General features: G+C 39.2%; 17 protein-coding genes. 15 read left to right on the top strand and 2 right to left on the bottom strand.

Annotated elements, in window-relative coordinates:
* Positions 1 to 2 precede the first annotated feature (2 nt).
* The 10 genes from KNQ97_RS04000 (at position 3) to KNQ97_RS03955 (ending at position 13,639) form a co-directional block, all read left to right on the top strand.
* Positions 3 to 3,683 carry a transglycosylase SLT domain-containing protein gene (locus KNQ97_RS04000; RefSeq protein ID WP_253611886.1) on the top strand — a complete coding sequence of 1,227 codons (3,681 nt, stop codon included), beginning with the start codon at positions 3 to 5 and terminating at the stop codon, positions 3,681 to 3,683.
* 14 nt (positions 3,684 to 3,697) lie between these two features.
* Entirely contained in the window at positions 3,698 to 4,159 is a 462-nt protein-coding gene (locus KNQ97_RS03995; protein WP_253611954.1) for a hypothetical protein, read from the top strand.
* Complete coding sequence (locus tag KNQ97_RS03990) at positions 4,152 to 4,661, top strand: hypothetical protein (RefSeq protein WP_253611884.1); 510 nt, start codon at positions 4,152 to 4,154, stop codon at positions 4,659 to 4,661. The genes KNQ97_RS03995 and KNQ97_RS03990 overlap by 8 nt, the downstream gene beginning before the upstream one ends.
* The gene (locus KNQ97_RS03985; protein ID WP_253611883.1) at positions 4,661 to 5,029 is read left to right on the top strand and encodes a hypothetical protein; all 369 of its coding nucleotides are present in this window, start codon (positions 4,661 to 4,663) and stop codon (positions 5,027 to 5,029) included. The genes KNQ97_RS03990 and KNQ97_RS03985 overlap by 1 nt, the downstream gene beginning before the upstream one ends.
* Positions 5,007 to 7,844, top strand: a complete 2,838-nt coding sequence (locus KNQ97_RS03980; RefSeq protein ID WP_253611882.1) for a host specificity factor TipJ family phage tail protein — start codon at positions 5,007 to 5,009, stop codon at positions 7,842 to 7,844. The genes KNQ97_RS03985 and KNQ97_RS03980 overlap by 23 nt, the downstream gene beginning before the upstream one ends.
* A gap of 52 nt (positions 7,845 to 7,896) precedes the next feature.
* Complete coding sequence (locus KNQ97_RS03975) at positions 7,897 to 12,159, top strand: CotH kinase family protein (protein WP_253611880.1); 4,263 nt, start codon at positions 7,897 to 7,899, stop codon at positions 12,157 to 12,159.
* Positions 12,160 to 12,396: 237 nt separating this feature from the next.
* Positions 12,397 to 12,636, top strand: coding sequence for a phage holin family protein (locus KNQ97_RS03970; protein WP_253611879.1), 240 nt, complete (start codon positions 12,397 to 12,399; stop codon positions 12,634 to 12,636).
* A complete protein-coding gene (locus KNQ97_RS03965) occupies positions 12,620 to 13,132 on the top strand; it encodes a lysozyme (protein ID WP_253611878.1) in 513 nt (170 codons plus the stop codon). Before KNQ97_RS03970 ends, KNQ97_RS03965 begins: the two co-directional genes overlap by 17 nt.
* Entirely contained in the window at positions 13,129 to 13,491 is a 363-nt protein-coding gene (locus tag KNQ97_RS03960) for a hypothetical protein (protein ID WP_253611876.1), read from the top strand. The genes KNQ97_RS03965 and KNQ97_RS03960 overlap by 4 nt, the downstream gene beginning before the upstream one ends.
* Before the next feature lie 4 nt (positions 13,492 to 13,495).
* Entirely contained in the window at positions 13,496 to 13,639 is a 144-nt protein-coding gene (locus KNQ97_RS03955) for a hypothetical protein (RefSeq protein WP_367398833.1), read from the top strand.
* Positions 13,640 to 13,665: 26 nt separating this feature from the next.
* Here KNQ97_RS03955 and KNQ97_RS03950 read toward each other — a convergent pair whose 3' ends face one another.
* The gene (locus tag KNQ97_RS03950; RefSeq protein WP_253611874.1) at positions 13,666 to 14,088 is read right to left on the bottom strand and encodes a hypothetical protein; all 423 of its coding nucleotides are present in this window, start codon (positions 14,086 to 14,088) and stop codon (positions 13,666 to 13,668) included.
* Positions 14,089 to 14,116: 28 nt separating this feature from the next.
* Positions 14,117 to 15,409: a Y-family DNA polymerase gene (locus KNQ97_RS03945; protein WP_253611873.1), complete on the bottom strand. Its 1,293-nt coding sequence runs from the start codon at positions 15,407 to 15,409 to the stop codon at positions 14,117 to 14,119.
* Between the two features lie 568 nt (positions 15,410 to 15,977).
* Between KNQ97_RS03945 and KNQ97_RS03940 the strand changes: the two genes are divergently transcribed.
* The 5 genes from KNQ97_RS03940 to KNQ97_RS03920 all read left to right on the top strand — a co-directional run bounded on the left by KNQ97_RS03940 (position 15,978) and on the right by KNQ97_RS03920 (position 23,538).
* A complete protein-coding gene (locus KNQ97_RS03940; protein ID WP_253611872.1) occupies positions 15,978 to 19,274 on the top strand; it encodes a M10 family metallopeptidase C-terminal domain-containing protein in 3,297 nt (1,098 codons plus the stop codon).
* Between the two features lie 233 nt (positions 19,275 to 19,507).
* Entirely contained in the window at positions 19,508 to 20,374 is an 867-nt protein-coding gene (locus KNQ97_RS03935) for a PaaX family transcriptional regulator C-terminal domain-containing protein (RefSeq protein ID WP_000211449.1), read from the top strand.
* Positions 20,375 to 20,403: 29 nt separating this feature from the next.
* A complete protein-coding gene (locus KNQ97_RS03930; RefSeq protein ID WP_038347857.1) occupies positions 20,404 to 21,288 on the top strand; it encodes an SDR family oxidoreductase in 885 nt (294 codons plus the stop codon).
* A gap of 238 nt (positions 21,289 to 21,526) precedes the next feature.
* Positions 21,527 to 22,546, top strand: coding sequence for a fatty acid desaturase family protein (locus KNQ97_RS03925; RefSeq protein ID WP_065709301.1), 1,020 nt, complete (start codon positions 21,527 to 21,529; stop codon positions 22,544 to 22,546).
* Positions 22,546 to 23,538: a fatty acid desaturase family protein gene (locus KNQ97_RS03920; RefSeq protein WP_253611870.1), complete on the top strand. Its 993-nt coding sequence runs from the start codon at positions 22,546 to 22,548 to the stop codon at positions 23,536 to 23,538. Before KNQ97_RS03925 ends, KNQ97_RS03920 begins: the two co-directional genes overlap by 1 nt.
* Positions 23,539 to 23,561: the final 23 nt, after the last annotated feature.

Genomic DNA, 23,561 nt, shown 5'->3' with positions numbered 1-23,561 from the left:
TTATGGCAACTAATCTTGGTACTTTGACCTTAAACTTGCTGGCAAATACTGGGTCATATATCCAAGGTTTGTCACGAGCCGAGCGTCAAACACGTAATAGTACAAGGGGAATGGCCGATGGCTTTGATTTGGTGGGCAAATCATTAACTGTTCTTAAAGGTGTTGTTGCTGGTTTATCTGTAGCGAGTGTTACATCATTCGCTTTAGAAGTAATTAGAACAGGTAATGAAATAGACAAGCTTGCAAAGCTTTCAAATTCTTCAGTTTCGCAATTTCAATATTATTCTAAAGGTGCTTTAACTGCTGGTATTAGCACTGAAAAATTCGCCGATCAAATGAAGGATATGCAAGATCGTATCGGTGACTTCCAGCAAACAGGCGGTGGACCACTGGCCGATTTTTTTGAGAATATCGCCCCATTAGTTGGTGTGACTATTCAGCAGTTTCAAAAGTTATCTGGACCTGAAGCATTACAACTTTTTTATAATTCATTAGAGAAAGTTGGCGCTACAAAAAACGATATTAAATTCTATATGGAGCAGATTATTTCTGACTCTTCCCAGCTTATTCCACTTTTAGAAAATAATGGAAAATTATTTAAAGAGTGGGGTGATAGGGCTAAAGAAACTGGCGCAGTTATGTCAGATGACATGGTTGGAAGTTTGGTTGAAGCTCAAAAGAATTTACAGATTTTTGAAATGCAATGGGAAGGTCTGAAAAATGGCCTAGTTGCTGATGTTATACCAGTTCTTGAAATGGTTGTACAAAACACCGATACGATTAAAGCAGTAGCAGTAGCAGCAGCGGCTGCGATTGGTACAAAATTAGTTGTTCAGGGCACTATTTTAGCTAGCACATTTACAATGGCAGCTATCCGTGCTGGGGTAATGGAAGCTACTTTAATTAGTATGCAGGGTGCAGCAGCATCTACTGCAACTTCAATGGGCATTTTGCGCGGTGCGATTGCTTTCTTGGGTGGCCCAGCAGGTTTAGCTATGCTTGCTGTTCAGGCCGTTGTTGCTGGTAGTGCTTACTATGCAATGAAGTCTGCAACTGAAGATAGTACGAAATCTTTAGATAATCAGGGTGAGTCTATTGATGATCTTATTATTAAGTATGATTCATTAAGTGTCGCAAAACAGAAAGCGTTTTTGTTCGATGAGCAGCAAAAACTGATTACAGCTACTGAAGAGTATGAACAAGCAAAAAACCAAGTTGCAGCATATGCAAGTGGCATAGCGAATGTAGCAAAGGTTAGTAGTCAGTCTGCTCACCTCATTGAGGAATGGCGTAAACAGTATTTAGCAGGCGAAATGACTGCTACAGAATTATCAAATTTGATTGGGTCACTTACTGATGTTCAGGGCGCTTACAATTCTCATATGGTTGAGTATGCCTCTGTTGCTGATAAGGCAAATACTAAACTAGGTAATCAAAAGAGTTTGGTAGATAGTTTGTCCGATGCAAATCGCAAAGTGACAAAGACTCAAGAGGACCAAAATAGATCTTTAGATAATGCTGTTTCTAGATATCAGTTATTAGCCAAGGCACAGCGTGATTATATAACACAGGCCAAGCAAGATGTTTTAAGGGAAGGCTACATCAAGACTCTTGTCAGGGATGGGGTAAGTGTAGAGAAAGCAAATCTTTTCGCTGATGCTCAAGTAGCGGCAAATAAGGAAAATGCATTCAAGGCACCATTGCCGAATGATGTTTTGCTTGCTACACGTGAAAAATTTAACCTTAAGAACTATACCTTTGGTAAGCAGGATTTGGCGGCTATTGCAAAAGTTCAAGGTATCGCCAAGGCAAATAATTTTGCGCAGATTGAAGGATTGTACGGTTTGCCCGCAGGAACTCTAGCTGCATATGTTTTGGGTGAGTCTGGTGGAAATGAAAAAGCCGTTAGTCCTACTGGAGCGACTGGGTTATTTCAAACAACCAGTATTTTTAGGAGACAGTATAAAGACATATTGTCCAAAGGTGGCAATTCCATTGAATCTCAAGCTACTGCGGTAGCAGATGCTATTGCTTTGGGCATACGAGAGTTCGGTAGTCTTGATAAGGCATTAATGTCAATTAATGCTGGTATTACAGGGACTAAAAGGTATTTAAATGGCAATATTGGCTATGGAAAAGGTCAAATGTCGCCAGAAAAAGCCAAGGAAGTAGCTGGGTATTATCCAAAGTTTGCTAAATATTTTTCAGCTGTAAATGGTAAATCTACTGTAGACGACTCAATTCTGATGCCTACACAAGCAGACCTACTTGGTTTGATTGATGATGCTGCGGAGGCTAAGAAAAAACTAGATGATGCTCGCAAGGATTATGAAAGCAATTATCTGACCGAGCCACAGAAGCTTTTACAGGACCATAAAGATAACCTAGAAAAAGCAACAATGCTTTATGCTGGTTCGCCTCAGCTAAAGGAAATGATTGATAAGGAGAATGCACTATATGCTGCTCAATCAGCGAAATTAATGGCTGATAAGCAAAACGAGTACAACCAGTACTTTGCTTTTGAAACTGATCGAATTAAGCAAATTGAACGTGATTATGAAAATCAAAAGCAGCTCGTCCAAGCCAATGTTGAGTATGACAAGACTAAAAAGGCAGAAATTACTGCGGCTTTAGATCGTCAGAAAGAACAGGAAATTGCATGGGAAAAGCTTGAGCAACAGCAAAGATTAAGTGATGCGAGTGCATTTTTGCGAACTGATATTGAAAATATTCAACTTCGGTATGCATTTGAGCGTGAGCAAATTTTACTTAATTCTCAACTTGCTAAAGATGAGCAGCAACAGCGAATTGAACTATCAAAGGCTCAAGAGCAGCTAGGTCTTTTAGATCATGCAACTCAATCGAGTAGTGCGTGGGATGCTACTTACGCTGATATGAATGGTACGGCTCAACTTTACCAGCTCGATCAGCAGCGGCAGGGGAGAACTTCTCAATCGATGGCTTTGGCAAATGCACAAGATGCATTGGCACAAACAGCAGCAGAAAGGGAAGCTATCTGGCAAGCGCATGCTGAACGTATGCTTATGATTGATCAGCAATATGAACTTGATAAGGCTTCCTTGGGAACAAAAGCAGCTGCTGATACTTTATCGGGCATGACGGACTTAATGGGCGCATTGTTGGGTGAGCAGTCAGCGGGTTATAAAGCAATGTTTGCGATGTCGAAAGCGTTCGCCATTGCTCAAGCAATTATTAATGCACCGAAAACGTTTTCGGACGTTTATGCATCGGTTGCTGCAATTCCATATGTTGGGCCTTATTTGGCTCCTGTAATGGCTGGTGCTGCGGTTGCAGTTCAATTGGCTCAAGTTGCACAAATTAAGTCAACAAACTTAACTGGTATGGCTCACGATGGTATTGATTATGTACCTGAAGAAGGGACTTGGTTATTAAACAAGGGTGAGCGTGTATTAAGTCCGAAGCAGAACCAAGATTTTACTCGTGCAATGGCTGAAAAGCGGTTTGAGTCTCAGGTCAATATTACGATTAACAACCATACCAATTCAAAGGTTACTGCCCGTCAAGACTCAAATGGCGGAGTAACAATTGAGGTTGTTGATCAGCGTATTGCTGAATCTTGGGAAAATTTGAGTCGGGCTAATAGCGATGAGTCTAGGGCGATCATGGATAACTTTAATGTTGGTCGAAATCGAGGAGGGTAAAGGTGGATAGATTTATGCTTTGCCCTATGAAAGAGGGCTATAGCTTCACACCAGGGAATAACCTGAGAGAACAAGAAGCAGAAGGGGGACCGCCTAGGCAGGTCCCCTTTTTTATTGGTGCTTACCACCGTGTAAAAGTCACAGTGCTGTTGGATAAAAAAGGTAAACGTCAATACTTTTGGGCATTTTGGCGGCTTAAACAAAGGAAACCTGAAAACTGGCTTTGGAAATTATCATTAGATAATGGGATTTCTGAAGAGTGTGAATGCCGCTTTATTTCATCTTCGCTACCAATTGAATCATATCGAAATAAGGTAGTCATAAAAGTGACGTTTGAAGTCTTAGTTAAACCAATCCACCGAAGTGAAATTGATGATAGAAATATCGTTAATTATCACCAAGGAGGTTTAACTCCTGATGTCTCTAAAATCCCTAATGAATGGTTCCCTGAAGCTACTGGAGTCAACAATGGCTAAGATCACACCAATTATGCTTTCCCTCTTGGATCAATCAAGTGGAGCAGTTGGTTTAGTTGAGTCAATTGAGGTTACTCATCCGAACTGGTCTGAGGCTCTCCGTTATGTTGTTAACTCAGGTGAGCCATTGATTTTAACTCATGAAGATGGTCAGGCATTTGAATATAAACCAACTGTACTTACTGTTGAGCGTGGAAGCGATCAGGACAATCTTGATCAGTCTATAAGAGTATCAGTGGGGGATTTAGGTCAGCAAATCCCTGATTTAATTGATCAGGTTTATCTTGATGATGTGCCCATTCTGCCTGTGTTGAATTATAGAGCCTATCTCACAGGTGTTTATAACGAGCCATCTTTTATTGATAAAGGTTTGCTTATTGAAAATGTCTCTCGAAGCTACAAGGGGTCCACTTTTGAGGCGAATGCACCTAATTTAAATAATTCGGGCACTGGTGAGCTTTATGTGGCAAGTACTGATCCAAGTTTAAAAGGGTTTTATTGATGGATATTGGTCCTTTATTTCATCTTAGATATGATCCAATAAATTTTCATTGTGTTCACTTTGTTATTGCAGCGGCAAAGCATATTTATCAGTTGGACTACTCTCCGTGTTTTATTGGGTTAACTGGCTCAATAGATGAGACTTTAAAAACGTCTCGTGAAACTGTTCATAAAAATAAGCTGATTAAGATGCCTATTGAGGGCTGCATTGTCTTAATGACGCATCTAAATGGAAGCTCACATGTTGGGCTTTTTTTTCGTCATAAGATTTTTCATTTAACCGAGCAAAGTGTACAGCGGATAACTTTGCATCACGCTAAAAAGATATTTAGAAGGATTCGTTATTATGAGCCGAATTTGTATCATTAATAATGCACTTGATGGATCCGACCAATATTTCATAGATACTGATAGTATTTTATATACGTTCCTTCAGTACAAAAATAAATATCCACAAGCTCAGATTTTCAATGGCAACCCATGCCCTGAAAATAATATAACGCCTGCTGGATCTGGTGACAAACAGGCAATTGCTCGTTTAATGGAATCTAACAATGACTGTTCCATTGTTCTATATTCTGGAGACTTGATTTCAGCAGTTAACTGGGTGGTGGGTAAAGTAATTGGGGCAGGAATATCCGCTTTAGTTAAAGTGCCTAAAGTACCTCTTAATAATGCTGGTACAAGCACGGGTTCCAGTAATAACAATTTATCTGACCGTGAAAATCGACAACGTCTCAAGCAACGCGTTCCGTTTATTCTTGGTCGTGTTAAATGTATTCCAGATTTATTTGCTCCAGTAGTTCGTTATTTTAAAGATGATGTTGAGGTTGAAGAAACCTTAATGTGTCTTTGTGAAAATCATGTTCGGGTTTCAGTGTTTAAAGAGGGTGACACACCAATTCAGGAAATTTCTGGAACGAGTGTGACAGCCTATGGAATTGGACAGTCATTAATAGGCGCTGAAAATATATTTAAATGGGGAGATACATTTGATCAGCCGCCAATGATTGCTAAAAAGACTTCATCGGTAAATGGTCAAACTCTATTATCGCCAAATAGCACCCGTATTGATGCAAAGGATATATATTTTAAATTCCCAAATCTGATTAAATCGACTAGTTCTGCTACGGCTGGCAATTTTTCCAAATTTGTGATCAATGATTCTTTGATTATTTCAGGGGCAAATTTTGGAATTGCAGATTTAAATGTCACAGGTATAGCTAATATTGATCCTGTAAATAAGACTTTATCTATAGCTTCAGATCAGACCGTGGCAGGGTATGACACATATCGAAAGATTTATGTTAACTCACTTCTGGTCACCGACCCTGTTAATGGTCAACTAGATTTAGCAGGCTTATATGATGTGACAAGTATTGTATATAGCGGGGGTATTTATACGATTATTTTAACTAATCCGACAAATACCAATATTAATTTCTCGAGCTTGACCGAGTCTGCCACCGAAAATATTTCAGCGAGTTTTACTGCAAACAGTGCGAATATTTTTCTTGATGGAAGCTATGTTGTCACAGGTATTGATGTTGATAACAAAGAGATTGCTTTAGCAGCCCCAAGTGCTGTAAATCCTGATTGGTATAAATTGGCAGATATTACAGACCAGAAAACGGGTCTTGGCGTAATTAAGCTTCGTGGCAGTAATGAGAACTATATTGGGTGGTTCACTATTGATTCAAAAGATGCCACAGGTCTACTACTGAACTTTCAAGCGATAAACGGTATCTATCAAGGTTCTGACGCAAAAACAGTAGAGATTAGCGTTGAATATCAGAGTGTTGTCGGGGGTGTGCCCACTGGCATAATTTATACCAAAACGATTTCTTTAACTGGAAAGCCAAACAATAGAGATAGCGTCGGCGGTTCAATGTGGATTGATCTCCCATTCGCTGGAGCTGTGAGATTTCGTGCGCGGAGAACAAACGATAATGGCGATTCGGCAGATTTATCTGATGAGACTAAGTTTGTGAGTGCCTACGCATATCATTATTTGCAAAAACTGGTGTATGACAATCGGACATTGCTGCGTAGTAGAACACAGGCAACACGTGCAGCCACTGCTTTAGATAGCCGTGAATTAAACTGTATCGCTGAAAGTTTAGTCTATAGTTATCGAACGGGAGTACGATCTGAAACCCGTATTCCTTCACGTAATATTGCAGACCTGACCATTGAACTTGCTTTACAAGCAAAAATTGGTCGTCGGGTTATTTCTGAAATTGATGTGGAAGCTTTATATCGGGTAGTAGATGAAATTACTGAATATTTTGGTTCATCAAAGATGGCAGAATTTAACTATACGCTTGATGATGCTAATCAGTCGTTTGAAGAAATTATGGGAATGATTGCAGCTGTAACTTGCTGTCATGACCGAAGAAGTTCACTTACGCTCTATTATGATTTTGAACGTTCAGATAACGTACCAAGCATTTTATTTAACCACAGAAATAAAAAGCCACAATCTGAAACTCGGACAAATAGTTTTAAAGTTGAAAACTATTATGACGGTGTAGAGCTCACTTATGTTGATAGTGAAGACGGATGGATTGAAAAGACTTTAAAGATACCAGACGAACAGATTAATAACCCGCGCAAAATTACGGGTTACGGTATTGTCTACAAACAGCAGGCGCATATTGTTGCTTGGCGAGCATGGAATAAGTTGCGGTATAAACGGGTTTCTTGTCAGTTTGAAGCATATGCAGAAGCTGAACTGGTCAATCAGGGGGATGTTATTGCATGTGTAGATGATACTCGGTTAACGCCTATTTTTTTGGGTGATCCCGATCAAATGGTGTTATCTGGTGAAATATTAGATTGGAATGGTTTAACAATTACAGGGTCACAACCGTGTATTTTAAATGCCGATCATGAATTTTTTATTCACTTGCAGCTCAAGAATAAAATGATTGATGTCATACCAATCGTACAAGGTGAAAACAGTTTTCAATTTGTACTTTCACGTCCACCAAATGAGGCACTGGTGACTAAAGGAGAGGTAAAGACCGTTTATTCAATTACAGCTGATGACCGCCAAAATGATCAACTTTTTTTAGTAACTAAAAAGGATGTGAAAGGCGTTTTTCAGAATGGTCTTATATCAATCAATTTTGACCCGCGTTATTATCAAAATGATAATGACATAAAGAACAAACTAGTCTGAATGAATTTTAAAGAAATCCCCGCATTTGCGGGGATTTTTTTTGGAGAAAAAAATGGATGATATGTTGGTGCCAGCCGATATTATTGGCGTGAAGCGTGATATTGCAGATATTGAAAAGGCGCTTAATACGATTGGTATTGTTTACCCTCGCTATGGAGAGCCATTTTACTCGTTGCCTTTGGCTATTCAAAAAGTGATTGAAGCTGGTGGATTTGAACCATTTCTAACAGAAGCGCAGTTACTTGCGAGTATTCCATCATTTTCGCCAAAAGCAGCCAAAGCACTTGATACTAAGAAGATTTGGTATTGGGGTAAATATAGTGAAGATGAAACAGTTGATTCATGGCATGACACAGGCTTAAGCGAACTAGATCAAGCTAATGACTTTACATATGGTGCTATTGCTAATCTTATCGCAACTCAAGTGCAGGCAACGCAAAGCTATAACTTAAAGAAAGATTTGAACAAGGAAAATTTGTACTACAACTATGATGGCACTACAGTAGAGTTGCGTGCCGTAACTACTACAGACTATATTCCTATCACAGAAGGTGATGCATGGAACATGACGTGCTTGCTGACCAAGATGAATAGTGGCATTGTGTCGTTCGCATTTTTTGACGCGAACAAAGTATTCAATAGCATGAAAGGCTTTGAGTATAACCGCGTCGGTACTATTCTATCTCAAGACGTGACAGAGACTCAGTACATCGAGAAATCTAACCATGCGTCTATATTTGCGCCGATTACAGGCTATATGCGTTTTACGTACTACACTGAGTTTGAAAACGTACTGTACCTGAACAAAGTGGACCAAAGCATGGCACTTGAGCTGCGTCGCAACTCATGTGGTCTTCAACCGTATGCGCTAGACAGCTTTAAAGGTATTCGTAACGAACTGCGAACTATTACAATTGACCCGCTGTACTCTAAAGGCATGTACTACAAGCAGCAAGTAGTCGGCGACGCACTGCACTATAATATCGACACAGACTTGCGCGATGTGTATGGCATGACTGGTTATATTCCAGTGACTAAAGGTCAGTATTTACACACTTGCTTGCCAGTTGACGAGCTTGGCTATCCGATCTATCTGGTCGACGCTAACAAGAACTTTATTAAAACTATCGGTAATGACTATCTGTTAAATAACCCGAATAGTTTTGCATCTATTGCCAACATTAACTATCTTATTGAGCAAGACGGCTTCATTACGTTTAATTTGCATAAGCTTATTGAAATTGGCGGTTTTTACGCGTTGACTGATAGTCCGATTGAAAAACACAACCCAAACTATATTACAAACTCAAGTAAGTTAGCATTTTATAACGTATCGCATTCACCAGCGGACGTGACAGCGACTGTGCTGCTTGACTATTCAGGTCAAGCGGTTGATAGTGTTGACGTTGTGACATTTATCGGCAGCCAACCTGATGGTGACAGCTACATGACTAAACCAATGTGGTTGCGGAAAGGCGAGGTATTAGAGTTTGTCAATACCCATAATAAGCCTGTTATTGGTATTTTGTTCAAAGACTCTACGGCCGTGGTTACTCATGCTGACCCCGTAGCAGGTACGCCAGAAGTAACACGTCGTGTTATTCGTAGACAGACTTGGGTAGACCCAGCTAAAGTAACGCTAGAAGGTTGGCTAAACTGGAAAGCTGTTGACCCTAACGAAACTGCTAGGCCGTCAGTATTCAATGATGGTGTGACTAGCGCATCGCACTATTGCGATTTTGAAAACGATACAATGTTTATGTTGTATATTCCAAACAGCAACACCGACAATTTTAGGACGCACAAGTTAAGTTTTGACAACTCTTTCCGAGTGCTATCTAAGAACGAGTACATTGACTACCGTAATAACAACTTAGAAGCTCTTACGCCGCTAGGCAAAATAAACCGTGAGCTGTCAGAATATGCAGCGTACATCGACGGCACAATGGAGTGGTTCAAGCCCGTAATCGTATTCAAAGACGAAGTGTTTACGTGTATATCAAACACAGGCAAAATCCGTGTGTTCTTCAATAACTGGATTACAAATTCGTTACAGCGTGGGATGTACACCAACGAAACCCACACTGACCTTGTTGATCGTCCTATTGTTGATATTGACTTGAACGTTAAGCACTCGTTTAAGACAAACACAATGTTGTTTGATACGACGATGAATATCTGTACTGGTATCTACTACTTGAAGCCAGACGGTAATGGTCGCTACAACAAGGATAACGTGTACGTCAACCTAGATACTATTCGTAAGTCTATGCGCGTAATGCACAAGGACTACTATAAGCTAGGTTATACGGCTACGCCTAACCTTATTCCAACTGGTGGTGTAAGCGTACCGAACATGACTGTTGAAGGTAAGTATGTTAAAGGTGGCTTTTTCCCTGTCAAGCTATTGAATGACTATGACTTGATGTCGGCTGTTCTATTGGCTGGACGTCGCTACAAGTTCAAGAGTTTTGGCTATATCTCTGACATTATCTTTGTTCCGTATGACTCGATCAAAAAGAACTATGAATACTCATTGATTCCTAATGCCTTGACTATTGGTGACTTGCCGCAGCCTTGGGGTAGCAGACGTGACATTGCCATTGAGCAGTATTTTAGTCCAGAAACTGACGGTGTTGTGTATCTTAACTCGCGAACAGCTAACCGTAACAACGAAGACGGGACGTTAAACTTGGCGCGTGTATTCACTGACGATACAACCACTGGCGGCTCAAACTTGCAGATAGCACAGTATCAGCTCGATATAGTAGAAGTTAGCGAAGCTGAGTATTTAGCTAATACGACTATCTTTAAAGGAACATCATTAAACGTACCAGTTGATAACGCTATTACTATTAAGTTCTTAAGCGGTATATCTGGCGATGCTGTTGCTGGCGAGATGCGAAGTGTTGTGCAGATTTGTAGCGCTGGTCAGCCTGTAGCTACATTAAACTGTGTAACAGCTAACCAAGGTCAGTCTACAGCGTATGCGTATAAACGTAACATTAACATTGAGTTCTTCAATGACAAATGGAAAAACGTATATGTATGCTTTGGCGATAACTTCGAAGAATCAGAAATCGTACTGAAAAGTAACTCTGGTACTGACTTAGCGCAAGTACGTGATGCTTTCGGTAACGAGATTTGGCGTCGTATTCGTCGTGCTAGACCATTTGGCGACAATACACTTATTCCATTTGACTTGTTTAATTTACGTTCTGAGCCAGCTAACGTTAAAGCTCAATGCTCTACTTTTGCTTTTCCATGCGAAGCGTATGTCGGCGATACTTTCTTAGGTGTATATACACTGCGTAATAAGAAAAAGCGCGGCAACTACGCTATGAAAAAGAAAGAGAAAAAGCATATCTTGATGCAAATCGACTGGTCGCTACACGGTCTGCTTAACTGGCCTACAGTCAGCTTGCAATACTTTGAATTGCGTAATCCAGAAATCATCGGCTATACAGCTGGCGACGATGCATTACCAGCGGGTAACGATGCTGTAAGCACTAGCTTAAATAACTTCTTTACGTGGGCACGTGGAGTAATGGCAAACACTATTAACTTCAAGAACACGTATAAGAACAATATCAATCTTGATAGCTTCATTGACTATATCTTGCAGCTTGCTATTATAGGCAACCGCGACTCTGTGACTAACAACGCGCTGCTAGGTACATGGGACGGCAAGATATGGAACGTATTTCCATATGACTTAGACGGCAGCTTAGGCGTTGGCTGGATTGCAGACCCTGAGACTAGCCCGTACTATCCTTTATCTAGTATGCTTAATGTCGGCAACAATACATTGTTCAACGTTATTTATACTAACTATCCTGAGCTAGTAACTAAGCGTTATGTGGAACTACGTAACAACAATGTGGTGTCTATTGACCTTGCAACTCAAATGATACGTGACGTTGGCTTGCAAGTGTCTACAGTGTCATATACTGCTGACATCAAAATGTTTGACATTGTGCCTCAATCGTTCCAAGAGTTCCCACAAATTTTGACTTGGATTTACAAGCGCCTACGCTATCTTGACGCGTTCTTCGGTTACTTGCCAAGTGATGCCGTGTCAATGACGTTGTACAATCCACCTACATTACAGCCAAATGAATCGCACGTATTTAACTTGCCTGCTAACGTAGTAGTCGGAGATGTGCTTAACTATGAATTTGGCAATCCGTTACTAGGCACGACTATCACGTTGTCTGTAGTAACTAATGGTCAAATCCGTGTTGAGCACAAAAACCCTACAGCTGCGGCGATAAACCCATCATCAGAGACTTACTTGCGTATCTTTAAGGTATGACAGTAGTTAAAAAGAAAGCCCCATAATCGGGGCTTTTTTATTGCCTAAATTATTGAACCCAGAATGACAGGAAAAGTTGAATTAATCTCATGAAGAAATTTGAACGTGTATTTGTAGGTAGTGATTTACATGGTAGCTACGATAATCAATGTCTGTATCTTGTCGATATAGATTTCGACTTTATTTAACAGCACCTTATGGTGCTTTTTTTATTGCCAGTTTCTGGAGAAATGGGTCATGGCAGAACCAGCATCAACAACAAGCACAGCAACTTATGGTTTAGCAACAAATGTAGCAGGGGGTACGATGGCATTAGTCGGCGGTCTTTCAACGACGGAATGGATGGCGGTCTTAGGTGGGGTATGTGCTGTACTTGGTTTTATTGTTCAAGCTATTGCTGCTTATCGCAAAGATCAGCGTGATGAAGAACTACAAAAGAAATTAATGGGTGAAGATAATCATGACAAACAAGACTAAAATCTCAGTGGTACTTATAGCAGCTTCGGCTGCTTTTTTTGTGCCTTTAAAAATGAAAGAGGGTTACACGTCTAGTCCAACAATTCCTGTCGTCGGCGATGTGCCTACTCAAGGTCATGGCACAACTGTTAAACCCAACGGCCAAAAAGTAAAAATGACAGACCCACCTATTAGCCGAGATACCGCAGATAAATGGCTGCGTTATCACGTAAGTAAGGATGAGGCATTTTTAAAGAAATCTTTACCAAACGTGAAGCTTACCCAAACTGAATATGAAGTCTATTTGGACTTTATTTATCAATACGGTCAATCGGCTTGGTCTGGCTCATCTATGCGAAGGCTACTTTTAGCAAACAAGCCCCGGCAGGCCTGTGATGCATTACTTAAATGGAAATACGTAGCAAAGCGTGATTGCAGCATACGTAAAAATAATTGTTATGGCGTGTGGACTAGACAACTTGAGCGTCATCAAAAGTGTGTAGGTGAAAACTCATGACTTGGATTTTATTAAATAAACGTTGGTCCTTAATTATCCTTTTGACGGTCCTTTACATCATACAAATTGGCTACACCAATCATCTGGCAGGAAAGTTAAAACAAGCTGATCAGCAATGCATGGCCCAAATACAAGATATTGAGCGTAAGCAGGTAAAAGCGCTTGCTGAGGCACAAAACGAATTTAACCAAGTGAGCGCAGACTATGAAAAGCTTAAGTCAGAACAACGCACAAAAGTCGAATATGTCGAGCGTGAAGTGCAAAAGATCATTGAGCGTCCTATTTATCTCAATCGTTGTATTGATGATGATGGGGTGTACCAGATCAACAGTCTTATTGAAGCCAAACGTACCAGCTAATTTAATGCAACCATGTGAACCATTTAATAAGCTTGAGGGTGGCACAGGAAAAATTATTACGCCTTGGGCCATTGATACGATTGCAAAAGGTAATGACTGTGCAGCTAAAGTGGATGCTTGGATAGAAATAGGAAAAGCCCTCAGGTGAGGGCTTCTTAAATTTATTTATAAATATTATTTGTTCAAAAAAATTGTTAAAAAAATATAAATAGCATATGTCATGATTCCCGCTATGAAAGTAATAAATTGAAGTCTGCTGAAAATACTTGCTTGTTTTCCAGATCTTTCCATTTCATCAAAAAGTTTATTTTTCTCATTAGTTGAATCTTTCCACTTTGCTATTTGAAGTAAAAGACTGTTTTGATTGGTTGCATCAATTTTTTTCACAAGATGGCTATAGCCAAATACAAAACTGAGAGCTAATAAACATAAAGCATATATTGGGAAATATATTAATTCATTCCACTTATCATCCTTAACTTCAGCCAATATATAAGCAATTGAAGCGGTAGATGCTGTTATTAACATGAATGCAACTTTTTCAGATAATCCCAAAACATGTTTACTAAGTTCAATCGCATTTTGTGAGTTAGACATATTTATAATTCCGTAATTCAAATATAAGCTATCTTGATATTTTTAGCATACCTTCCCATGTAAAATAATTATTAGACTTCAAGTTTTGAGACATCGACCAAGACCGATTTTGATACATACTCCCGCCAAAACCTAATTTAAATTTTCCGAACTTCTCATGTATCCCTTCTATTGCACACATCAAGTTCTCTGTTTTTTCTAATTCACTATAATCTGTTAATAAGTCATAAGTATAAGTGTGCTTGCTCTCCAGAGCAGTCAAAACAACCCCACATTTTTTGAAGTCCACGCCAGTTTTATAAATGTAATCAATCATTCTAGTAGTCGCTTTTACCAGCTTTCTAACGTCATCTGTTGGTACAGCAAAGGATTGAGAAAATTCCTTTTTATAGAAAGGTTTATTAATATCAAAAGGGCTTGAATGTGCAAAGCCGATGATACAGCCGCATAGCGCCTGATCCTTTCTTATTCGTGTAAACGCTTCTTGAGTCCTTCGCGCAATGGCTTCTTTTAAATCATCCTTTTCAGTGATTTTTTGTTTGAATGCACGTGATGAAATGATTTGTTTGCGTGAAGGCGGAGTGTCTTCAATTTCGATGCATGCAATACCGTTTAGCTCAAGCACTGTACGCTTCAAAACAACGCTAAATAATGATTCGATATGGTAAGGGTTAGCCATCATTAAATCATAGACCTTGCTAATCCCCATCGCCTCTAGTTTCTTAGAATGTTGTCTACCGACTCCCCATACTTCTGATACGTGAGTTTGTTTATAAAGTAAATCTCTAATATTGGCTTCAAAGGTGGTTAGGTTACACACCCCATCAAATGTCATGTAGGTTTTGGCGAGATGATTTGCCATCTTTGCTTCGGTCTTGCTTCGGCCTATTCCAACGCATACTGGCAGACCGATCCATTGCCATATGCGATTTTTCATGAGGCGGGCATAGGCATCTAAATCATAGTTCTGCCTATATGCTGTCAGCTCCAGAAACGCTTCATCAATGCTGTACGTCTCATGCTCATGTGGTGCTACAAACTGTTTTAATATTGCGTGAAATCTGCGGCTCATTTCAGCGTAAACAGGGTAATTGCTGGAGAGTACAGCTACATTATGTCGTTTTACTAAATCAATAATTTTAAATAGTGGGTCACCCATTTTGATACCAATCGCTTTCGCTTCAGCTGAACGTGCAACAGCGCAACCGTCATTATTGGAAAGCACAATAACTGGTTTGTTAATTAATTGAGGGTTGAAGAAGCGTTCTATACTGGCATAGCAGTTGTTTACATCAACCAAGCAAAAAATACGCGGTTTCATTTCAAAAGTTGATTACGTTACAAATTCAAGTTAATGGTAGAGATGAGCTTTCAAAAATTCAAATAATAAAAATCTTTGTAAATCAGAGGCACGACAATTAAAGACGCTAGAGTGGATGCATTTGGTCGGAAATTAGACGGTTGATATGTCCAGAGTAACTATATTTTGCAAGATTTTTGCTTATTGGGTTTATATTGTTTGCGACAGAAATGCGTCAATATGATATTAAGTAACTGAAATTAATATGTTTAGATTGTCCTTGACATCGTAGAGGTCTCCAGTTCGAGTCTGGATATGCCTACCAAGATTTAAAGTCATATAAACTCGAATAGTTTTATATGACTGAAAAAGCCCTAAACTATAATGGTTTAGGGCTTTTTTATTGCTTTAGATAATTGAGGGATTTGATTTAAGTATTAAGAAGAAGCGTTTAGATCTTTTTTTGATTGTTAAGAGCTTAAAACAAAATATGTCGCTAAATGGTAATTTTTGTCGTCCAAAGAAGTTCTTCTATTAAGAAGAATTAAATAATATTTCCTTTTCCAATAACAAAAAAAAGGAAACTTCAATGGTAACTTATGGCAATGATCAAAACGGTTTATGGCTAAAGTTCGATAATTTTACTTCAAATGATATTAGGCAAATTGAATATATAAATAATGTCTTATATGTCACTAATTATTCAGGAACTTACTATTCACTTAATTTTAATTCTCTTGCTAAAGCTCGCATGATTTTCAGTGATGGGGTCGAAAAACAGGTTTTATTTACAAGTGGGGGTAATGGTCTAAACATTTCTACTGCAAACAGTGAGTGGATTGTAGGCACAAATTCAGTCGATCAAATGAGTAGTGGTGCGGGAAATGATCGTCTATTTGGTGGAGTAGGAGACGATATTTATCAATTCAGCAAAGGGGACGGAATAGATAAAGTCACTGACTATAGTGGAAATAACACGATTCAGTTTATGGCGAGTAATTTGGCAGACCTATCTATACAAGGCAATGGAAGTAATTTAGAAGTCAAATACTCTGATACTGATGCAGTATTAATTGAAGGGAATGTAAGTAACTTTAAATTTTTAGATGGTACAACCGCCACACTCGATCAATTACTTACAAATAAAACAATTACACTCACTGGTACTAAAGGAAATGAAACGATTAATGGCTTTGCATCCAATGACATTATTAATGGGCTTGAAGGTAATGACACTTTAAACGGAAACGCGGGGAACGATACGTTAAATGGTGGTGCTGGCGATGATAGATTATATGGTGGAACAGGTAATGACTTAACTGTAGGTGGAACTGGAAACGATTGGTTAGCATCAGGAAGTGGTGATGATACTTATCAATTTAGCAAAGGAGATGGTAACGATACCATTAACGATTATTCGGGTAAAAATACTATCCAAATTACCGATGTTTCTGCAAAAGATATTACATTCACAACTAACGCTAATAATGAGTTAGTCATTAATTATTCAGCAACGGATAGCATCACGTTAAAAGCCTACATTAACAACTACATTCTTTCAGATGGCGTGGTCCAAACCTATCAGCAGTTTCTAACAGGAAAAACTGCAACGTGGAATGGGACAGATAACGCCGATAACTTTTCGGGTACTCTTCCAAATGATGTGATCACTGGAGGTAAAGGTAATGACACGTTAAATGGGCGCGAAGGTGACGACACTTACCGTTTTTCTTTAGGAGATGGGATAGACACAATTAATGGAGATTACTCAGGCAATAACACAATTGTGTTTACAGATGTGAAATCTACCGATGTTCAATACAGTTTTGATAAAACCACTTTAAATATTCAATACAGCGATAGTGATATTGTTAAGCTAACTGGCTATCTCGCTAACAACAATAAAAACTTTAGTATCCAATTTGCCGATGGCGTGACGATTGATCGTGCTCAATTAGACACAACGGTTGGAGTGAATTACTGGGTACGCGCGCTCGTTGCTACAACTAATAGTAATCCAGACTTTAAGTATATTTTCCCTTCAACCGCACCTGATTACCTACTCGATGCAAATGGTCAAGCACCTGCATGGTGGAGTCCTTTTAGCCAAGCTCAGCAAGACTTTATGACTCAGGTTTGTCAGAAAGCTTCTGAGTTTTCAGCATTAACTTTTACTTTAACGGACAATGCATCGCAGCTTAATACTGTTGCTGCATACCGCAATAGCACTGCGGCTACGGCTTATGCACAGTATCCAAGCGGAGCTTTTGTTGGTTCAGATGTGGCGTTTGGCCCTGATTTTTGGTTTGACCCAGCGGGTACTTGGGTAACTGCGAGTTATCCGCATGAGTTGGGGCATGCTTTAGGGTTACGTCATACTTTTGAAGGTTCCACCATTAGCAGTTTCTCAGATGAAGAAGATACGCGTAAATGGTCAGTCATGTCGTATGACCGTACTGGTATGTCATATGATGGCTCTTTTGCGCCGTTTGATGTTGCTGCTTTGCAAGCGATATATGGGGTGAATAGTTCCGCGCGTGCAGGTAATGATAGCTATGTGTTTGATAGCACTAAAGGCGTTTTAATATGGGATGGTGCAGGCGTAGATACAATCAATGCAAGTAACGCTACACAAGCCGCTACTATCGATCTTAATCAGGGCGGCTGGAGTTATATTGGTGAAAAATCTCCTCATATATCAAGTGCAAACCAACTAAGCATTAATCTTGGCACTCAAATCGAAAATGCAATTGGAGGCGCTTACGATGATATTTTAGTTGGGAACAATTTATCTAACCGACTTGAAGGTGGCGCTGGCAACGACACTTTAAAAGGAAATTGGGGAGACGATGTTCTATTGGGTGGTGCCGGAAATGACACACTTGATGGAGGAAAAGGTGCAGATAGCCTGATTGGTGGAACGGGTGACGATACTTATTATGTAGACAATGTAGGCGATAGCATTGTAGAGAATACTAGTGAGGGGAATGATAAAGTAATCTCGGATATAAATTATACCTTAGGAGATAACGTAGAAAACCTCACTTTAAATGGCACGGATAATTTAAACGGCAATGGAAATGCGCTGAATAACTTACTCACTGGTAATGCAGGCAATAACAATTTAAATGGATATGCCGGAAATGACACATTGAATGGTGGAGCTGGAAACGACACCTTAGATGGTGGGGCTGGCAATGACACTTTAGATGGCGGAATCGGAATTGATACGTTGATTGGAGGTTTGGGAGACGACATCTATTATGTTGATAATGTGAATGATGTCATTATCGAGAAGATTAATGAAGGATTCGAGACTGTTAACTCAACTGTGAGTTATGCGTTAGATAGCGGCAATGCACTTAATAATTTGAATCTGTTGGGAACAGACAACATTGATGGAACGGGTAATGGAAATGGTAATACAATTGTTGGGAACAGTGGCAATAATGTCTTAAGCGGTGGCACCAATAATGATGTATTAAATGGTGGTGCTGGAAATGACATTTTAAATGGTGGAAAAGATAACGATACCTTGATTGGTGGTTTAGGCTCTGACACTGCTTTATATAAACTATTAAATACAAACGATGTAACGGGTGGTAACGGAGCTGACGTTTGGAAAGACTTTAAAGTAGGCAATACCTTAACCGACAGTGAGGCCGACAAAATTGATATTAGTGAACTGCTCATCAATTACGCTAATGGCAGTACTGTAAACTCTATTTTTTCTTATCTCTCATTAGACCTCAATGGAAATAACAGTATTTTAAGTATCGACCGAGATGGTGCAGGGACCGTTTATAACAGTACCTCATTTTTAACCTTAAATAATGTCAACACTACTTTAAATACTTTATGGGACAACCATCAGATCCTTGTCTAAATGAATGGTATGTAAGTGGCTAACTAACTTTAAAAAGATGCTTAGGTGAGATGGCTTAAGCATCTTTTTTATAATTAAAAAATTAGATTTCTCCTAGAACGTTTTTCGTAAAGCTTCGATGAATGATTTATTTCATTAATAAAAATAAAAATAAAAAAATGTAATATTGTGGTAAGCTTTATTCTGATGTTCAGAGCGCTCACAAATTTTAAATTTTTCGATCTGGAAATGAGATGACTACACAGAAAATTAATGCACGTACTTTAATTACAGATCTGTTACTGGCTTCAGAAGGTAAAATAATTTCAATTAAAGAAATGATCCTTGCTGCAAAGCTGTTTGGAATTAGTGAAAACGGAATAAGAGTTGCTGTCACTCGTTTAGCTAGTGAAGGGGTCATTGTTTCTGCTGAAAGAGGATTTTATCAGTTAAGTGAGCAATCTCTTGAATGGGCAGATGTAATGTTAAACCGAAGAGCAGGTTTAAAAGAAACAAAAGCTTGGAATCAAAAGTATTTATGTGTTCTTACAGGAACATTGGGGCGTGTTGACCGTACAGCTTTAAAAAGAAGAGAAAGAGCACTTAAAAAATACGGATTTCGTGAACTTGAACCAAGTGTATATATTCGACCAGATAACTTGGTTATTTCTTTGGAAGACATGCTAGAGCATATGAAATCTATAGGCTTGGAGTCAGGAGCCAAGATGTGCCATATCAATTCCTTTGATCAGATTACGACAGGGATGATTAAAGATTTATGGCAAACCGAAAACTTAAATAAAAATTATGAAAAATATAGCCATATTATTCAGCATTGGCTCAGTCGAGTACCTGCTTTAGGACTTGAGGATGCTGCAAGAGAATCGTTATTGCTGGGCCGCCAGACAATTTCTTTATTAATGAATGATCCTTTACTCCCTGAACCTTTTGTAAATGTTGAGGCAAGGGAGCAATTTACTGCAGATGTTAAAAAGTTAGATGAAGTTGGGCAAAGATTATGGAAACAGTTACATGAACTAACTTTTGGTACAGCCGCAACGAGCTTATTAAATTTAGAATTACCCGCCGTTGCGGATGTAACTCCTAAAATTCTTAATTAATAGAAGAGCATGATTACAGGAGTATGGATATGCCTTTATATCAATCAGCTTTAGCAAAGGATATTTTTAAAGATCAGATAATTATAGTAACTGGAGGCGGTTCGGGTATTGGCCGGTGTACTGCTCATGAACTGGCTTCCTTAGGTGCGCAAGTCATTCTTACAGGTAGGACCGAAGAAAAACTACAACAAGTAAAACAAGAAATTATTGAAGATGGAGGTAAGGCATCTTATCGAGTATGTGATAATCGTGATGAAGAGAAAGTAAAACAAACAGTTAGTTCTATTGTTGAAGAGTTCGGCCAGATTAATGGATTAGTCAATAACGCAGGTGGTCAATTCCCTGCATTTCTTGAAACTATGTCTGCTAATGCTTTTGATAGTGTAATCCGCAATAACTTGCTGGGTACTTTTCTTATGATGAGAGAAGTTTTTAATCAAAGTATGGTGAAAACGGGCGGTAGTATTGTGAATATGACAATAGATATGTGGAGCGGTTTACCGAGTATGGGACACTCTGGAGCTGCTCGTGCTGGTATCGATAACCTTACTAAAACTTCAGCACTCGAATGGGCTAGAGCTGGGGTAAGAGTTAATGCTGTTGCACCAGGTTGGGTAATGGCCTCAGGTCTCGACTCTTATAAAGATGGCATGAAGGCCATGATCCCTACAGTGTCTTCAAAAATCCCTTTAAAACGAATGGCTACAGAATCAGAGGTCTCAGCTTTAATGTGTTTTTTACTGTCGCCAGCAGCTTCTTTTGTAACAGGGATGAACGTCAGAATTGATGGGGGAGCATCTTTAGTTTCACCTTTCTTTCCATTGATTGATCATGAAAAATCAAAACCATTTGAAGCATTTCACAGAGATGGTATACCTAATGTTATTAAAGAAATGAACCAATCAAAATTATAAGAAATCTCTTTAATATTCTAATAAATTAGTTACTTAAGTCTTTTCAGTAAAGTTAGTTTTATTTGATTACAAATGAATAAGGATATGAAAAACATATCCTTAAGCTTTCTTTTTCTTCAATTTAAATATTACAAAAAATAAATTTTATAAAAATAATAGAAATATTTCATATTTTATAATAAAGTTTAATTTGTGAAATGAATTAAGTCTTCTCAATCCCGCTTAGGAGAAAAAAAAGATGAATACGCGTGTGAGTGTGACTGAGTTATTTAGTCGTGAAGAAATTAAAGAGCTTACTGAGCCTTCTGATATACATGGTTTGTGGGCAGTAGGTTCTACATGGGCCGTTATTGGAGCAACTTTTGCAGGTGTTGGACTAACTTGGAGTTATTTACCTTGGTGGGGTAAATTGCTGATATGTTTAGCAGCATTGGCTGTATTGGCTGGACGCCAATTAGCCTTGGCAATATTGATGCATGACGCATCACACAATAGCTTGTTTAAAACAAAATGGATGAATGATTATCTAGTCGATTGGTTATGTGCACGCCCAATCTGGAATGACGTACATAAATATCGGGCTCACCACACACGTCATCATGCCAAAACATCAACACCAGAAGATCCTGACTTAACATTAGTCGCAGGCTTTCCAACCACGAAAACGTCTTTAACTCGTAAATTTTTACGTGATTTAGTTGGCATTACAGGTTTTAAATTTACTGTGGGCCGTATTTTGATGGATGCTGAAGTTTTGAAATGGACGGTTGCGAATGACTTAACTTGGTTACCGCGTGAAAACCGTCAGTGGTATGACTATCCAAAGGTATTTCTTAAAAATAGTAGTAAGGCAATTATTGCTAATGCTTCCATCTTTGGCATTTTATGGGCTTTTGGTCGTCCAGAATTATATTTACTTTGGCCTCTTGCTTATTTAACGCCATTTCCTCTTTTTATTCGTATTCGATCTATGGCTGAGCATGCTGGTACTCAAGTAAGCAATAGTGCTTTAACGAATACTCGTACTACAAAAGCAGGATGGTTGGCTCGGGCCTTTGTTGCTCCCATTCGAGTGAACTATCACATGGAACATCATTTAATGGCGGCGGTGCCTTTCTTTAAGTTGCCAAAAATGCATCAGATGTTACGAGAACGTGGCCATGTTCCAGAGCCGCCAACTTATGCGCAAGTTATTCATATGTTGTCTAATCGTCAAACCAATCAACACCCATTAAATAGTGTAGAGCAGGGCGAGTGATGATTACGGATAAACAAACTCGTATAAGTGACTTTCTTAGTCGAGAGGAGATTAGCCAATTTTCTCAGCGCTCAAATCTATGGGGATTATGGTGCATTTTCTCTGTATGGTTAATCATTGGCTTTGCATTTACAGTCATGGCTCTGGCAATTGACTACTTACCTTGGTATTTCGCAATTCCTGTTGTATGCATAGGAACAGTGGTTTTAGGGGGGCGCCATTTGGCATTGGCGATTGTAATGCACGAGGCGGCACACCATACACTCTTTAAAAGCCGCTGGATGAATGACGTATTCGCTAATTGGGCATCGGCCAAATTTATTTGGAATGATGTACATAAATTTCGTGCCCACCATATGGTGCATCATGCGAATACAACAGCAAGTTTTGATCCTGATCGCCCAATATATGAAGCTTTACCTGTGACTAAAAAATCTTTAATTCGAAAATTTGGTCGTGATTTGGTTGGGCTAACAGGGATCAAGTTCTTTATTGGCCGAATTTTGATGAGTGCTGGCGTACTGAAGTGGTCTGATGCAACAGGTGAGCGGGCAGATACGCGTGGTTGGCCATGGCATCGTTACGTTACCAACTTTATCAAGGACTTCTGGCCAACTTTTGTGACTAATCTTGGGTTATATCTCATCCTTGCTGTGACGGGGCATGCTTGGTTATTTCTGATTTGGATAATAGCTTATGCCATCCCTTTTACTGTATTTGTACGTATTCGTGCAATGGCAGAGCATGCGTGTTTAGAGCTTGTACCCGATACGCTTCGTAATACTCGTACTACTTCTGCTGGTTGGATTGCCCGTATGACTGTGGCACCTATACGTGTAAATTTTCATATGGAACATCATTTGATGGCTTCCGCTCCTTATTATCGCCTTCCCCAATTGCATAAGTTGTTATATAGCCGTGGCAAGGTGCCTAAACCGCCTAGCTATTTAGATGTCGTACATTTATGTAGCTCAAAACCGATAGAAAAATAAATCCATTGAATTGTATTCAATGA

It is taken from the genome of Acinetobacter sp. UC24323, assembly GCF_024151445.1.
Taxonomy (GTDB): domain Bacteria; phylum Pseudomonadota; class Gammaproteobacteria; order Pseudomonadales; family Moraxellaceae; genus Acinetobacter; species Acinetobacter baumannii.
This window is presented reverse-complemented; position numbering and strand designations above follow the sequence as displayed.

Bases quoted from the DNA above. Each gene is read 5' to 3' on its own strand.
- KNQ97_RS03980 (WP_253611882.1), top strand. From the start codon at position 5,007: ATGAGCCGAATTTGTATCATTAATAATGCACTTGATGGATCCGACCAA.
- KNQ97_RS03975 (WP_253611880.1), top strand. From the start codon at position 7,897: ATGGATGATATGTTGGTGCCAGCCGATATTATTGGCGTGAAGCGTGAT.
- KNQ97_RS03950 (WP_253611874.1), bottom strand. From the start codon at position 14,088: ATGTCTAACTCACAAAATGCGATTGAACTTAGTAAACATGTTTTGGGA.
- KNQ97_RS03990 (WP_253611884.1), top strand. From the start codon at position 4,152: ATGGCTAAGATCACACCAATTATGCTTTCCCTCTTGGATCAATCAAGT.
- KNQ97_RS03920 (WP_253611870.1), top strand. From the start codon at position 22,546: ATGATTACGGATAAACAAACTCGTATAAGTGACTTTCTTAGTCGAGAG.
- KNQ97_RS03955 (WP_367398833.1), top strand. From the start codon at position 13,496: ATGCAACCATGTGAACCATTTAATAAGCTTGAGGGTGGCACAGGAAAA.
- KNQ97_RS03965 (WP_253611878.1), top strand. From the start codon at position 12,620: ATGACAAACAAGACTAAAATCTCAGTGGTACTTATAGCAGCTTCGGCT.
- KNQ97_RS03995 (WP_253611954.1), top strand. From the start codon at position 3,698: ATGCTTTGCCCTATGAAAGAGGGCTATAGCTTCACACCAGGGAATAAC.
- KNQ97_RS04000 (WP_253611886.1), top strand. From the start codon at position 3: ATGGCAACTAATCTTGGTACTTTGACCTTAAACTTGCTGGCAAATACT.
- KNQ97_RS03940 (WP_253611872.1), top strand. From the start codon at position 15,978: ATGGTAACTTATGGCAATGATCAAAACGGTTTATGGCTAAAGTTCGAT.
- KNQ97_RS03930 (WP_038347857.1), top strand. From the start codon at position 20,404: ATGCCTTTATATCAATCAGCTTTAGCAAAGGATATTTTTAAAGATCAG.
- KNQ97_RS03985 (WP_253611883.1), top strand. From the start codon at position 4,661: ATGGATATTGGTCCTTTATTTCATCTTAGATATGATCCAATAAATTTT.
- KNQ97_RS03935 (WP_000211449.1), top strand. From the start codon at position 19,508: ATGACTACACAGAAAATTAATGCACGTACTTTAATTACAGATCTGTTA.
- KNQ97_RS03960 (WP_253611876.1), top strand. From the start codon at position 13,129: ATGACTTGGATTTTATTAAATAAACGTTGGTCCTTAATTATCCTTTTG.
- KNQ97_RS03925 (WP_065709301.1), top strand. From the start codon at position 21,527: ATGAATACGCGTGTGAGTGTGACTGAGTTATTTAGTCGTGAAGAAATT.
- KNQ97_RS03945 (WP_253611873.1), bottom strand. From the start codon at position 15,409: ATGAAACCGCGTATTTTTTGCTTGGTTGATGTAAACAACTGCTATGCC.
- KNQ97_RS03970 (WP_253611879.1), top strand. From the start codon at position 12,397: ATGGCAGAACCAGCATCAACAACAAGCACAGCAACTTATGGTTTAGCA.